This window comes from Bacillus cereus group sp. N21 (genome assembly GCF_016483395.1).
Classification (GTDB): domain Bacteria; phylum Bacillota; class Bacilli; order Bacillales; family Bacillaceae_G; genus Bacillus_A; species Bacillus_A pseudomycoides.
Genome location: NZ_JAEHBX010000026.1, coordinates 18,624 through 33,834 on the forward strand (window position 1 = coordinate 18,624; position 15,211 = coordinate 33,834).

Below are 15,211 nucleotides of genomic sequence, written 5' to 3' on the forward strand. Positions count from 1 at the left end.
GCATAAATACAAAAAAAATATTGACAAATGGAGAAAAATGTATTTTTCAAGATATAGTGGAGGAAAAAATGAGATTAGAAAAACAATTAATAAAAAAGATATATTATGAAACATTCCTAATGGAGAATGAAACACATCCACCTCTTCAAGTACTTGGAGGAGCTTATTTAAACGAACAAAAAAATGAGATTTCCGATGGATCTTATATTCGTTTTGCACAAGGTGAATTTTATTATCACCATCAAGATTTTGAAACAGCTATTTTTAAATGGGAGAAAGTCAGTAATGAATTAGCACCATGGGCACAAAAAAATATTGCGGATGCTTACTTCGAACTTAACCAATTATCAGTTGCTGAAAATGTTTATACCTCCATTACTACTGATAACAAAATACTTATGACCGAAATTGTACTGCAATTACTGTCTCTTTACATCGAGCAAAATAATCTTGATTCAGCTTTCGCTGTTATTAAAGAAGCGGTTTCTTTAAATCCCGATTATCCAAACGTCACAACAATTGCACGTTCCTTTTATGAAGAACAGCAAGATTTTGACAGTGCAGTAGAGCTTGCTGTGAATGAGTTAATTCGAACAGAATCTTTTCCATGGTTTGAGGTTCTAAAAGAATATATCGATAAAGGATTTACTAAAAATATTTCACCAGACTATTTTTATAAAGTATTAGTTACATTAAATAATGTAGATCAAGTACAATTTACGCAAATTGTTTCATCACTTTGGCACAGCTATAAAAATGAACAAAATTACTTATTATGGCTTAAAACAATAAATGAATTTTTCTTACATATCGAAATACATTCGTCCGATATATGGGACAAAATTTCTTCTCTTTACGAAGAAACGTACTTTGAATTAATTCAAGGTCAATATACGCTAAGACAATTACACGATATCATTCCAAATCTTTTAACAAATTGGTTAAAGGTAGCCAATCCGTCTCATTCTGTATTTCCATCTGCAGCAGTATTGGCATGGGATGAGATTTTCCCTTCCAAAATAGATTCAGCAAATATAAAACATGCGGAAAACCTACTGTCATATTCTATTAATCATGTGAATGGCTTAGAGTATAGTTTACATCTTTTTGAATCTATTACACAGTGGGCACAAAAACATGATTTAGAAATGGGTCATCGATTTAGATGGTTAGTTGGCGAGCTTGCAGATTTAAGAACAAATCGCCTTTTAGTAACTGGAACTTCAGGAAACGGAAAAGCTTCATTTATTAACTCTATACTAGGAGAAAATATATTAGAAAACTCAATCTCAAATGTAGTTGTCTTTAAAAATGACGCTCATACAGAAATTAACGCTATAACAGATTCAACAATTACAACAACTGAGAATTTCTCTGATTTCCATAACATGATGTCTCTACACCGCCAAACATATAGAGATAGAGCATGTGTTGAATTTAAATTACCATGCAGATTTTTAAGTAAAAATAAACTTACATTCGTTGTTACACCTAGCTTTAATAGGAACAACGACACTAGAGATGAGACATTCGAATATTTAAATTCTGTAGACGAATTATTATTCATATTGAATGCGGATTCACCTTTTACTGACAAAGAACGTGACATTCTATTAAGTATTCAAGAACATACACCAAATCTACAAATTCATTTCTTATTAAATAAAATCGATAACATTTACAGTGAAGCAGAAGCAAAAAGAGTTATACATGATACGCAAGCGAGAATAAACGCATATTTCCCGCATGCGAGAATTTTCCCTTACTCTTCGTTATATACAAATAGTCAACAACTAAACGATTTAACTGAGTTTATTCATTTTAACTTTAACCATAAAAATATCGATGCAGAACGTACTGAAAAGCTATTGTTTTTCATTCGAAAAACAATTACATATCTTTTGGATAAACGCGTCGAGATGGAAAACAACCTAGTGGATTCTATTAATTGGAATGAAGATATGTTAGTTAAACTAAATGGTTTTATTAATAACCTTACTGCTTTTGAGAAGGAAAAAATTCATTTCATTACACAATCATATCGTACAATGAAAAACGAAATTACTAATGATCTTACAGAACATATTCCGAAACTATTGCAGAGTTGTTCTGATTTAATTAGTGAAGAAAGCGATTTTGGGCACATTGATATTGAACTAAATACAGCGATGAACGAAAGAGTTCAAAAATATCTAGAACAAACTGTGTTACCTAATCTTGCTCGCTCTATGCAAAATTGGATTGCAATTTCTAATAACGAGTTCCTTCAAAGTCAATCGTACTTAGAAGAAATCAGTGAAGGACTTAATTCTTTATGTGGAGAAAATCGAATACAGTTAGAATGTGACTTTAAAGTGCTTGATGACTGGCGCAGAGATACTGATAGAATGACAACTAGAATACAAATGGAAGAAGTAAATATCTTACGCCGATTTACACCAGCACAATTTTTATTGAAAAGTGCCGGGAAATTATTTGGAGTTCTTCCTAAAAATAAAGCTATGCTATATAACAAATACAAACAGTATTTAGAAAATGAAGATTATACCGATGTAACGGCTTCTATTATAAACAAATTTTTCTTGCAATTTGAGCTATTTGAAAACGCACTAGAGCGGGATATTAATATGTTCTTTAAAAATCCATTTGGCGCGTTGAAACAAGCTATAGAAAACACTCATTTAGAAATACAAGAAAAACAAGATACACTGCATAAAATGAGATCAAATCCTGAAGTTTATCATGATTCTATAACGCTCTTTAAATTGAGATTACGTCAATGTGAAGTAATCTTAAATATAGGTGAGGATAATTCCTATACAGATTTAACTTTAGAAACAAGCATAGAGTAACCGTAAAGTAACTCCAAAATATACAATAAAAGTTGATTTTGGAGTTACTTTTTTGTTTACTTCACTTTTTTCCCCTTCTGTGAATCAGGTAAAACCTTTAAGGCTTCATCAAACTTCCGTCTGGCATGCGCCCAACATCCCACAAGGGTGACATCCAGTACTTGATGATAACCACTATATCCATCTACTTGTAAATACCCTTGAAAACCAGTTAAAAAATTATAAAAATACGAACTTCATTTAAGGTTCTTTTGGTAAACTAAAAGTATAAACAGAAAAGAGTGTAATTACGGATTAGAATCACATCGTTAGATTAGCTTGATAATCATGGGGTCTCCTAAACTATAATTAACAATCCTGGTTGCTTCTCATGAAATACCATTTTGGATTCTTTTTGTGCAGTTTTATTAAATAATATACACAGAAAACAAGTATTATTGCTGAGATGATAAGATAGGCCTTATCCTGATAAGCCTCCATGTTAGCATTTGCATAGAATAAATGCTCTCTCCCCATACTGTCACCGTTTAATTTAAACAGCGTCTCGGACGCGTTATAAACCCCATGAATTACCATGCTTTTATATATACAATTACTATCAACAGCAACTAAAAATAATAAAAATCCAAAACAAAGAGCATACGTCAAAAATACTAGATTAAATCCACCCAAGGAATGCATGAGAGAAAATAGAATAGAAGTGAAAAGAAAGACAAGTAAAAGATTATATTTTTTCACGAGCCATTTCGTTAAAAACCCTCTAAAAACAGTTCCTCTGCGCCGCCCTGGATAAGGTAAGTAACAAAACATAATAAAACATATGGATAAACATTAAAATTAGAGATTTGTTCTGTAAATCCGATTTGAACATTAAACATAAGAGAGTAAATATAGATACCTGCAAAATTAATAAACATACCAATCGCTAGACCACTAAGTATATTCGAAATAATCTTATATGACCAATCTCTGGTAAATCCTATACTAGAAATCGGGTTCTTAAATATGTAAACATACACTAGGAGCAGCATCCATATTCCAATAAAAGTACAAATGACTCCTATAAAACGATATGTAGAACTAGTTTCTTGAATAAAATTAAAGATAGTTTGAAGTGAAGTACCCACTATTAATTGCGTTCCATAAAAGAGAACCATGATACCAACACTGCATATTAGAAGATATATCCAACTAGGTATTTTATCTACAAACTTATTATTTCTGTTGTCTGCTTTATTTTTAAGTAGCCATAAATTTTTCACACGTTAATCCTCCTCTATATTTTTGAAGTTGCATTCTAAAAAAATTATGATTGCTTCTTACACTCTTATTATTACATTAGGATAGTAAATGAACTATCTAATAACCTTACATAAAGATTACCTTTTTGTAAGATACCCATTTTTACACGTATCTCGGCTAAGCCCCATGCCCATCAACTTAAGAACGAAAACAAAACGAACTTTCATTCAAATAAACTAAAAAACTCTTAAAACACTATTTATCCTTAAAAATGAGCATGACTAAATATGCCTATTCTGAAACAATTAAAAGATAGTAAAAAGTGCTTTCATGTACAGAAAGCACTTTGAGTCTACAACTATTTTTTAATAGTTTAATACTTTTTCTATAGTCTAAATCATTTTTTATGAGATATCTGTCACATTACATTGATTTCATACTTTGTTGTCCGGTGATACAAAAGCACCAGCTCTCATTTTCAAAAAAGATTGATCAAAATACGTGCTGTATTTAGTACCAATGATTAATTTTTATAATATACAAAAAAACCTATTCATATGCTATACAATCATGCATTTAAGTCTGTTATGGCAGGAATATTAATTTCCTTTACACATGAAACTGGCGATAAATTCATAACACATTGAACAATCGCTACAATATCTTGCACAGGAATACGTGTCCCTCCATACAACATAATTGCCTTTTCTGCACCTTCTTCATAAGGTACTTCAGCAGCAAGCTCTCCTGGATTAATACACGTTACAGAGATCTTGTCTTTTCTCACATGCTCACGTAAAGCATTCGTAATACCACGTAAGCCAAATTTAGACGTGACAAACGAAACTTGCGCATTATTCGTATGATCTAACCCTGCTGTGGAACCAATTAAAATAATCTTTCCGTTTTTCGCCTGTCTTAAATTAGGTAAAAGCGCCTGAATATAAGTAATAGTGGAAGTTAAATTAATATTGATTAAGTTCGAAATATCTTCAACTTCATCCTTATCAAACGTATAGTCATATTCGAAACCACGCTTTTCCCATACTCCGACATTATAAATTAATACATCAATAGCAATGTCTTTTAACGTTTCTTTAAAAGAAGGAATTTGTTGTTGACTAGATAAATCAATTGTGAGCCATTTACGATTTACACCGTCATTTATATCTAAACTACTTGGTCGTGTGCGTGACACCGCCCATACTGTATCTCCCTTGGTGGGTAAGCCTTTTACAAATGCATCGCCTAGCCCTTGGCTTGCTCCAAATATAATAAAGTTTTTACTCATCCTACCACCCCTTCTAAACAACTATACTTCTTAATTATAATTATTATAAATAAAAGCAACCACTAAAGTGGTTTATTGATTCGTTACAAAAACAATTTGTTAAAGCCCGATCCATCTGTACAGTAATCAAGAAACATCAACCAACAAGCATTAGCAAACATTGAAAAAAATTCATCCTTGATATCCGCTAATACTTATTGTTACATTTGATTCCACTACTACATAAATTCCTATATTTCATCCTTATCCTTACTCACATTCAACATGGCTCAGAATAATATGTATCTAGAGGGTGTGACAATATTGGAAAAAAATATCGAAATTACAAAAGATATACAAGTCATACGGTCTATCCAACGCGATCTCAATATTGTGACAGTCGCACTATTGTTAACGGGACAAATCACCATTATAGGAGTTTTTGTGACACCAGGAGGGTTTCGCGTTTCATTAGGAGGACCATTAACAGGTGAAAGTCGATTAGAAGGTAAATTCGAAAAACAAACTACGAATGTGATTATTGATATAATAGACGTTATCCTCGCCGTATTATTATTCAATGATGAAATTGGTGTTACGGGTAGCTTTATTGCACCTGGCAGATTTACCATTAATGTTAGTGGGCCCATTTTCGGTGTTCCTAAACTTGAACCTTCTCTCCCTTACTTAAAACGAGATTATACTTTCTTTCAAAAGGTTGTGTCCAAACATTTTCATGTGAATCCAAGCTTATTAAAAACACTTACAAAGGAATGATAACATGGCTTTAACCGATATTCCTACTATTCAACCATCTAAGAATGGGGTCTTTCTGCTCGCTCTTCCTTTAATTATTTTTATCTTCTTTTTTACCCAACCTAAAGCAGAAACAAAATAATACCCTCACTAACAGAGAAAAGGACCTTAATTTTTTTCATCCATCCAAATTTAAGGTTCTTTTTTATTCTATTCTATCCACCATCCTAAGCCTTTTATTTCACCGCTCATTTTTTAACACTCCATCCGAAAGAATTCTCCTTCCTCAAGCGTGTGTAGGCCGATAGCCCAACGCTAGGTGGGAGATGAATTTCGGTTTGGCATAGCCAAAAGATTTTTGATAAACTAGACACATGAAGTTTTTTGATAACTTGATATATAAGGTTGCAGGAAGAAAACAAAGTGCGAAAACAAAGCCGTTCGGTTCCTGCGTAAAATATCAACCGTAAAAAAGAACGTCCAAGCGTTGGACATCTAGGGGTGGAATAACCCGAAGTAACGCTCAGGGAGACGAAAGGTTACTTTCGTCGTAGAACTGAGAAGCCCCCACTTCAAAGTTCGTTAGAATTTAAGTGGCGGGTAGTTCACAACCAATATATTTTCATTTAGCCCAACAATCACACTTACTTGTATTTCATTTCAAATGCCTCTTTCTTTCCACCCCATTCAATTGTGACAAGAAATGCTTCTTCCTTATCCTGTACTGCACAACCTGAACATGATGATTTCAATTGAATTATGCCTCTATCAATAAATCCCGTTCCTTCTTGTTTGCCACTACTATTCTCAACTTTCCATTTTGCTTCATTGATGTTTTCCCTATCTTTTCCTTTATAAGTAATTGAACCTTCTCCAAATTCGCTATCATCCGTTTGTGAGATAACATATTTTCCTTTCTAATGCTTACTTTCTCCAGCATATGAATATGCGATCACACCCAATTAACGCCAAAAAACATATCATTACACTAAACAGCATTATGATTTCCCTCATACCTTCCACCTTTTTAAATTTTATTAGAAAATCATATCTCCATAAATCCGTATGAAAAAAAGGTGTAGTTATATTATGTTTTATTTCCATAAAATGAGTACATTATAAAAATTCAGGAAATGTTTTACACCTTTTCTCTTGTTCCATATCATGCCCAAAGAAAACGATAGGTTTTTCATCCAAAACAATTTCTTTTAATCGGTTAATAGATTGGGAGGCCATTTCTGAATCAAATCCTGCGAACGGGACACCCTGCTCAAAGTTTTCCTGTGTGTAAGATGCATCAATTGTTAATAAAACAGAACCTGACTTTTCCGTTTTAACGAGTATTGATTGATGACCCAAGGAATGCCCTGGTGTATAGAGCAACTGAACACCAGGCATTACTTCATAATCTCCCTCAATCATTTGATAGTTCAAATCTGGTAATATGCATTCCTTTAAATATTCTTCTCTATGTAAAGCTGCATCATGTTCAGTTCGTTGCACAATAATGGGTGCATGGCTGAAGCTCCCATTCCCCCCAGCATGGTCAAAATGCAAATGAGAGCTAATAACACAGAGAAGATCTTCTGGCGCATAACCCACTCGTTTTAAAATATTTACGATTCTATCATCCGGTTTCATTTTCGGAAGAATCTGCCCTTCAACAAACGTTCCCTTAAAAAGATCTTCATTATCTACTGCGCTTTCTGGCATCCCTGTATCTATTAAAATTGGACCTTCTGTCGTTTCCAAAAGATAGCACCATACTGGCAAATTCAACAGTTTACCAGGAGTAAGCGTACTATTAACAGAAGAATGATCCAACATACAGCGGCCAGCTGGTAAAAAGCAAAGTTTTTTAACGGTCATTCTATATCCACCTTCTCATATCAGTTTGGATGAAACAATACAGTAATACTTCCGCTAATAGCAAACTTTCTCCTTCTATCTCTTTTTTCACTATAAACTTTTCTTTACATGTTCACTTATCCATCTCCGCATCATCTGTAATTCTTCATTTGAAGCAGTTCCTTCCCCATATCTTACTTTCTCATAAACTGGAATAATATCATCGCTTTTGCGAATACGGGAAAACCATTGTTGAACCGTTTCTTGAAACCTTCTCTTTTCAAATTTCGGTAAAGTTAGTTCCCATTTGATTAGCATTGCTCGCACTTCTTCTGCTGGAAGGATTAAGCTGTCTTGATCCTCTGGTTCTGCATCGGTCCCAATTTTTCGTATTTCTTTTTGTTTCAAAGATATATTATGAATCTGCTGCTTCTTATTCCGCATACGACGAAAGATGAAAAATACGATTAATATTACTAAGAAAAGGATGCCAATTTGTATAAATATATTTTCAGTGCTAACTCCTAGAAACTCTTCGCCGCCAATTGGCACCTTTCTATCTCGAGGAATTCCTTTGAAATCCCCTTTCTTATAATATCCATCTTTATTAAAATCTGGTGGATCTTCAATTTCATATAATACTCCTGAATCCTCCCCTGGTTCCATCGGCGTTCCTTCTCCTATGAATTTCCATTTTCTTGGTGTTAGCGGTTCACCACCCTCTCCTACCTTTGATTGAGAAGAATCTATTACCTGTTCCTTTGCGAAAAAAGCGCCTTTCGTTATTCCAATCGCTAATATAAAGCAAAGACCAATAGCTAGGAAACAAAATATAACACGTGATCCCCATTTCAATGTATTCACCGTTCCTCCCTTTACTTCACAATTTGTATCCACCCTTTTTGTTTTTCAGGTGGATATCCAATAATTAATGGGATACACCCTGCTTCTTGTCTTCGGAATCCTGTTTGATAAAAGAAATGTGTATTCAGCGGCGTATCCTTTTCGGTTAACGAGGATAAAAGATCCATTGCTTTATAAAGTTGTTTTCGATGTTTTCCCCCCTTTAAATGAATGACACCTTGTTCCTGTACTCCATTTATCCATAATTCGAACGAGCAGTCTTGTGAAATTAACTCCCGGCATACCCCCGCCGCGACTTGAATTAAATATTCCATATCCGTACGAAGCGTATATCCTGTTTTCCCTAATACATTTACATATAGCGCATAACAATCGCCTTGTGTATATTCATACTTTTTTGCACTTATTACCCCAGTTTTCGCAGTCGATCCCCAATGGATCGAGCGAAACGATTCCCCCTCATATTCTTTCACGCCTACTATTTTCGTTTCATCATATAACGGAGAAACAGCTGCTCTGCGAAATCCATGCTTCCATGTTGTCATTTCCGGTATCGTTACTTTCGACATTTGCGGAAGAATATGAAATTCAGGGAGTGTCTTTTGTTCAATAGGCAAGTAATACGTTATAAGGCCGAATGGATCTGATATCATAAGTTCTGCAGCTTGCCATCCTTGCCTCCCTCTTTCATTTGCATTCCCCCCTAACGTAATTGTTATCATATCTCTTCCTTCTATTTGGAGAGGAATGTGATAAGAGTGATGCGAACGCTGCATCTTCTGATCCGTTTCCCACTCTATTTGTTCATTAGAACGAAACTGAAGAGCTGCTTTAAAAATGGGAAAACGTGCTTCATTTACAATTTGCACTGTACACGCTCCGCTTTCGCTCATAAATAGTCTCTGTTGATTTTGGGAAATATCCCATTTCACTTTCATGACTACCTTCATATACAAATACAAAAATCCAACTAGCAGCAAATAAAATAAAAAGATAGCTACAATGAAAAATTGATTGGTAAATACGACGAGTATAAGACAAATAACACCGATTCCCCCTATAGAGAGAGGTTCCATTAACGGATGTTTCCTTTTTATAATCTCATTCATACGCTTTCCACTGGCACTGCAAGTTTTTCTAAAATTCCTTGCAGTACATCTACTTTTGTTGTTTTCATATCCCCTTCAATTGTTAACGTTAACCGGTGGGCACAAACCGGAGCTGCCAAAGCTTTCAAATCATCAGGAGTTACATAGTCCCGCCCCTTTAATAACGCCCTTGCCTGCGCCGCTCTCATAAAAGCTAAAGACCCACGCGGACTTACCCCAATTTCTACTAAATCATGATTTCGCGTCGCTTCTACAATATCAAGCAAGTATTCTTCCACCTCATCGTGCATATGAATCTTTTTCGATTGCTCTTGTAACTCCAATATGTCAGAGAGAGTTACAACACTTTGCAGGTCGTTAAATGGATTATTTTCTTTAAATCGTTTTAACATTTCCTTCTCATATTTCCGATTTGGATACCCTTGACGAATGGTTAATAAAAAACGATCCAACTGCGCATCTGGAAGTGTAAAAGTTCCTGCCGACTCTAAAGGGTTTTGCGTCGCCAATACAATAAACGGTTTTGGTAAAACATGCGTTACGCCTGCAATTGTTACGGTTCGTTCCTCCATTACTTCTAACAATGCAGATTGCGTGCGCGGAACTGCCCTATTAATTTCATCTACTAATACAAGATTCGCAAAAATAGGCCCCTTTCTCGTTTTAAAATCACTTTCTTTCATATCAAAATACTCTAATCCCACTACATCACCAGGCAATGTATCAGACGTAAACTGAATACGTTGAAAAGCTCCATCAATACTCTTCGCAAGTGTTTTGGCTAATGTTGTTTTCCCTGTCCCTGGTACGTCTTCTAATAGGACATGTCCGTTTGCGACTAGGGCAATCATTGCTAAATCAATTACTTCTTCCTTTCCTACAATGACCTTCGAAACATTTTCTTTAATTTTCTCTAATATAGACATACTTCTTATCCACCTTTATTTTTTGACTTTTCTGATATTTTGACACGATAATCTTTTTCCATAAACTAGAAAACGAGAGTTTTCTTCAAAAGAACTGCAGCATAAACTCTACCGAATGAATGGTAAGTGTCATGAATATAACCAAAGAAGCAAAGGACTAAAACTTCTCAATGCTATAAAAATACTACATCTATTTACAACACGATAACTTGCTATCATATAAGAGTATACAAATAAAAAATAAATGGTATAGACAACTCACTAAACAAGAAAAGATGCCTAAATTAGACATCTTTTCATTTAGATACTAGATTATCAAGCTTCCAATGGATATCTCCAAATGGATCAAGCTTACTATCCATATATAGATACATATTATTGAAATATTTTGGTGGATTTTCCGTCTTAAATGAAACGTCAAAAGTTAAAGAGTAGCCAACTGGCACACTTTTGAATTTCTCTTCGTATATAGGCATAACTTGACCTTCATATTTTTTCCCGTCTTTTCATCTTTAACAAAATACTGTACTTCTGAAAGATCAATTGCTTTTTCATCGGCCCGAGCATTATTGATCGTAACACGAGCTACAATGCGCCCTATTCCATCTACTTTTTCATATTTTGCATTTTCAACTGTTGCTCTGTAGTATCCACCTTTTGCAATTTCTCCATATCGTAGTGCATCCTTCTCCATTCTGTTCTCTTCAGACACTTTTTCTGATTTCTTTGATTGAGTAGTTACTTCTTGCTTTGTTGTAGTTTGTTCACTACAAGCTGCCATTAAGCTTGTAAGTAAAAATGCTGTACATGTTACTTTTATTAAAGATTTCATAGAACTCCCTTTCTCTATCCAAAAAATTAAAATACAGGAATAATTTTACTTTAAAAGATAGATAGAAAGGAAGACTTATTAGGAAATTTGTTTTTATTCCTAGAACGCTGATTATGTCAATGAAAATTCCCTTAAGTACTTCTAAAGGGGCTTTTAAATGGTTTGCGATACTTTTTTATAAACGGTATGACTTTATTTCAAATTCACATAGTAAGCTTCTTATCTAGGTTTCCCTCCTTTAGAAGCTTCCCATGAAATTGATTAATACATAAAAAATTGACCGCCCATTATAGGCGGTTTAATTTTACAGATTTATTCCATTATCCCCTCTAACTTCGCATCCTTCTACATATTTGTAATGCCAAGCATCTTGAATAGATAAGACCGGAAATTCCTCCAAAGGCTTTGTAAATCGAAGAAGGCGAACAGAAGCAAAAAAATAAGAATAAACCTTAGGGCAAGCCTTGTTTATTTAAACGTAATTATAAACGTATTGACCTCAGTATTCTGTACTTCATCCCGGGATGAGCGGTAAAAACAACGGCTAGGACAGAGAACACTTATCTATAATTTAGCAGAACAAAAAAGGGCTGCAATACCAGCGTTCATAACACTGATATGCATCCCCTAGCAGCATAGTACTTACTTCTTTTCGCACTTAAGCCTGATAACTTTAAATTTACGTATGATGGTAAACATATTTTACTTTATAACATTTCGATTCACCTTAAATCCCCAATTTAATACAGCAATATAAAAATAGGTACTAATCTATAGTTCCCCTCTTGAAACATTATTAACTTTGTTATTCCGAAAATCCATTAACAAAAAAAGTGATGGTCTCAATTTCATCTTCAGTTAAACTTCTCTGTAAAGACTTAGACATTTCTTTAACTATTGCCCCTGAGCTTCCTTCATACTTTTTTGTAAGCAATGCTGTAGTTTTTAAGAATTTAAGTTCTAATTGAAACTCTTCTTTAGTTAATGGAGCTTCATGATGGGATAAAACAAAAATTTCCGCATCGTATTTCTCAATTTGTTCAATTAACTGGAGTGTATTCTCTATCGTATAACTCCACTTCTTTGAGTAGAGATTTGCATACATACAATCTCCTAGAAAAAGAACTTTTTCTTCCTGAATATAAATGACAGTAGAATCATCAGCGTGATCTCCACCTACATGTTCAATTGCACACGTCACCCCACCTAGATTCAAAGTCATTTTCTTATCGAATGTAATATCAGGTAATGGGAGGATAATCTCCCTCTGATTTCCTAGCTCTTTCTTTATTGCATCCGCACAAAATGGAATTTCTAGACCCTCTTTAACACGTTGGTCTAAATATTTATCTTCCCACGATAAATTCTGTAACTGTTTAATTTTGTTATAAGTTTTATAATGAGAAATAATTGGCATTTGCATCTCATACATTCCAAATATATGATCCCAGTCGGAATGTGTAAGTATAAGCCATTCTCCTTTAATATCATATGTATCTAATTGTTCCAAAAATAATCTAGCATGTTTCGAAGAATTTCCAGCATCAATTAATAGTGTCTTTTCTTCCCCTTTAACAGCAGCTAGAATAGGACGATCTGTTTCTTGATACGGTGGTAAGTATAAAACTCGATTAGATATTCTCTTTAGTTTCTGCAATTTTTTGTTCCCCTTGCTGATTTTTTTATTATGCCTTTTTATAGATAAAATAGTTGCATTCTCTATAATGTCTTAATTACGAACAAGCTCTTCACTTAAAGAACAAATATAATTTTACATACAGAGGTAGATAGAAAGAAAGACTTTTTAGGGAATTTGTTTTATTCCTAGAACGCTGATTATGTGAATGGAAAGCTCCCTCTGTACTTCTGAAGGAACTTTGAAAGGTTTTGTGATACTTTGATTTTATGTTAGCAAAATATAGTCTTTATTTTGCATATCCTTTATACGTTTTTTATCAACATATAATCTCCTTCCTCCATTTTTATTCTGCATCTATATCAACTAAAAAAGTTCCCCTCACTAGAAATTCAAAAAGATATTAAAATTTCTTGTTTTACTATAAAAAACGAATTCATCGAGAATTAATTCCTTGCAGTCGTTTGTTACACATCGGCACGATGTATAACTTGAAAAACGTCAATATACCTGTTTTTCAATTTACCCTATATGATATTTTTATACAAGCTGTTACATAGATGAAGAGTCACATTATTACCAATTACCGGAAATGGAATATCATAATTAAATGAAAATACAAATGATATTACCGATTTATTTTCTTTTTTCGTTTTCTTCTCGTTGTCTTCTTCTATAAAAAAATTATTATTTAACCCTTTAAATGCCACTATTCTCATTCTAATTATCTCGTAAAAAATATGTTCTGTTTAATAAGTAACGATACAGTTTTCAATAAACCTCAATATTCTGACAATAATACAGATACAATAATCTTTCTCCTCCCCCTCAGAGATGAGCAGTTAGCTATTGCTAGCTGCTCTTTTTAATTCATGTAATTTCTTCTCAATTTCCTCAATTCGTTTATCTCTAATTTAAACATTATCTCTTAAAAATTCATTTTCTTCTTTTTAAGAAAATTTTTTCTAAATATTTACCACCACTAACATCTGGAGGTATTTGTAAAATAAAAACGAATTCCTATATTTGCAAGATATAAAAATTTCAAGAGGATGTTAAAATGGAAAAAACAATGATGGCAGGAACAACAAACATGATGATATCTATGGAAAAGATGATGTGTGAAATGAAATGTATGAAAATGATGATGAACAATATGATGCAAATGGATGTAGAAATGGATAAAGCTATGATGAATAAAATGCAAGAATGTGATGCAATGATGAATTCTACTATGTCTATGATGAAAGCAATGAAAGAGAAATGTTGTTAATAAGCAAAATTGTTTAAATGCGTATATAAGAAAGGCTGGTCTTTTACCAGCCTTTCTTTAACTAACTTTAGGTAAGCAGTTCCCATCCTATTTTACATACAACCTACATTTCAGATATGTTTCTTGCAAAATACATTCATGTATAGGAATTGCATTGCATCCTTTAGGCATATCAATCATTTCGCAACATTTAAATTCCCTTCTGTTTCATCAGTTGAAGGAACTGTCCAATTTGTGTTTGCTAGCTTGATGGTGATGTGGAACAATCCATTTAAGATTGAGTAAAAAAGAAGAAATTCCTGTCTTTCCTCCTGAAGAGAAATATCGTCATGTGATTACTTCTAATAATCAGGTACCCAAATAGTTATTTAAAAAAATCTACTTCAAGAAGAAGTTGACCGTAAAAGAATTGTGAGCTACTCCAGTTTAGATTGGCACATTTCGAAAAGAAGTTTGTAAAGAAGGACACTATTGATGACGAGTATGCTCAAAACTTGTTCGATCGGATGAATGTTCTTTGTAGCATGATCCATTTTGGAATTGTCCAGTAAAGAGGATGTATAAGCCATTTCACTCACCAGTTATAATGAAAGGAGCAAACGA

The 15,211-nt window shown here is 33.7% G+C and carries 11 protein-coding genes and 2 pseudogenes; 3 read left to right on the forward strand and 10 right to left on the reverse strand.

Going from position 1 to position 15,211, the window contains the following annotated elements:
- Positions 1-68: 68 nt before the first annotated feature.
- Positions 69-2,852 (forward strand): dynamin family protein, encoded by a 2,784-nt coding sequence (locus JDS96_RS15765; RefSeq protein ID WP_199667330.1) that lies wholly within the window; start codon positions 69-71, stop codon positions 2,850-2,852.
- Between the two features lie 62 nt (positions 2,853-2,914).
- Here the strand turns inward: JDS96_RS15765 and JDS96_RS15770 are convergent.
- The 4 genes and pseudogenes from JDS96_RS15770 to JDS96_RS15780 all read right to left on the reverse strand — a co-directional run.
- Positions 2,915-3,070: pseudogene (locus JDS96_RS15770) on the reverse strand (IS66 family transposase); the annotation flags it as partial.
- 130 nt (positions 3,071-3,200) lie between these two features.
- On the reverse strand, positions 3,201-3,662 hold the full coding sequence (locus JDS96_RS32120) for a CPBP family intramembrane glutamic endopeptidase (protein WP_242479915.1): 462 nt from the start codon (positions 3,660-3,662) through the stop codon (positions 3,201-3,203).
- Positions 3,602-4,114: a hypothetical protein gene (locus JDS96_RS32125; RefSeq protein WP_242479916.1), complete on the reverse strand. Its 513-nt coding sequence runs from the start codon at positions 4,112-4,114 to the stop codon at positions 3,602-3,604. The genes JDS96_RS32120 and JDS96_RS32125 overlap by 61 nt, the downstream gene beginning before the upstream one ends.
- Positions 4,115-4,662: 548 nt before the next feature.
- A complete protein-coding gene (locus JDS96_RS15780; protein ID WP_199667331.1) occupies positions 4,663-5,385 on the reverse strand; it encodes an SDR family NAD(P)-dependent oxidoreductase in 723 nt (240 codons plus the stop codon).
- A 294-nt stretch (positions 5,386-5,679) separates the two neighbouring features.
- On the opposite strand from JDS96_RS15780, the gene JDS96_RS15785 reads away from it, so the two are divergent.
- On the forward strand, positions 5,680-6,141 hold the full coding sequence (locus JDS96_RS15785; RefSeq protein WP_307838189.1) for a hypothetical protein: 462 nt from the start codon (positions 5,680-5,682) through the stop codon (positions 6,139-6,141).
- A 1,095-nt stretch (positions 6,142-7,236) separates the two neighbouring features.
- Here JDS96_RS15785 and aiiA read toward each other — a convergent pair.
- From aiiA to JDS96_RS15815, 6 genes and pseudogenes are all read right to left on the reverse strand, one after another.
- Positions 7,237-7,989, reverse strand: a complete 753-nt coding sequence (aiiA, locus tag JDS96_RS15790) for a quorum-quenching N-acyl homoserine lactonase AiiA (protein WP_199667333.1) — start codon at positions 7,987-7,989, stop codon at positions 7,237-7,239.
- A gap of 90 nt (positions 7,990-8,079) precedes the next feature.
- The gene (locus JDS96_RS15795; RefSeq protein WP_199667334.1) at positions 8,080-8,832 is read right to left on the reverse strand and encodes a hypothetical protein; all 753 of its coding nucleotides are present in this window, start codon (positions 8,830-8,832) and stop codon (positions 8,080-8,082) included.
- A gap of 11 nt (positions 8,833-8,843) precedes the next feature.
- Positions 8,844-9,941 carry a DUF58 domain-containing protein gene (locus JDS96_RS15800; protein WP_199667335.1) on the reverse strand — a complete coding sequence of 366 codons (1,098 nt, stop codon included), beginning with the start codon at positions 9,939-9,941 and terminating at the stop codon, positions 8,844-8,846.
- A complete protein-coding gene (locus JDS96_RS15805; protein WP_018766225.1) occupies positions 9,938-10,867 on the reverse strand; it encodes an AAA family ATPase in 930 nt (309 codons plus the stop codon). The genes JDS96_RS15800 and JDS96_RS15805 overlap by 4 nt, the downstream gene beginning before the upstream one ends.
- 296 nt (positions 10,868-11,163) lie before the next feature.
- Positions 11,164-11,699, reverse strand: a pseudogene (locus JDS96_RS15810) (hypothetical protein).
- A gap of 805 nt (positions 11,700-12,504) precedes the next feature.
- A complete protein-coding gene (locus JDS96_RS15815; RefSeq protein ID WP_018766222.1) occupies positions 12,505-13,356 on the reverse strand; it encodes an MBL fold metallo-hydrolase in 852 nt (283 codons plus the stop codon).
- Between the two features lie 1,039 nt (positions 13,357-14,395).
- On the opposite strand from JDS96_RS15815, the gene JDS96_RS15820 reads away from it, so the two are divergent.
- Positions 14,396-14,608, forward strand: coding sequence for a hypothetical protein (locus JDS96_RS15820; protein ID WP_097794047.1), 213 nt, complete (start codon positions 14,396-14,398; stop codon positions 14,606-14,608).
- Positions 14,609-15,211 lie beyond the last annotated feature (603 nt).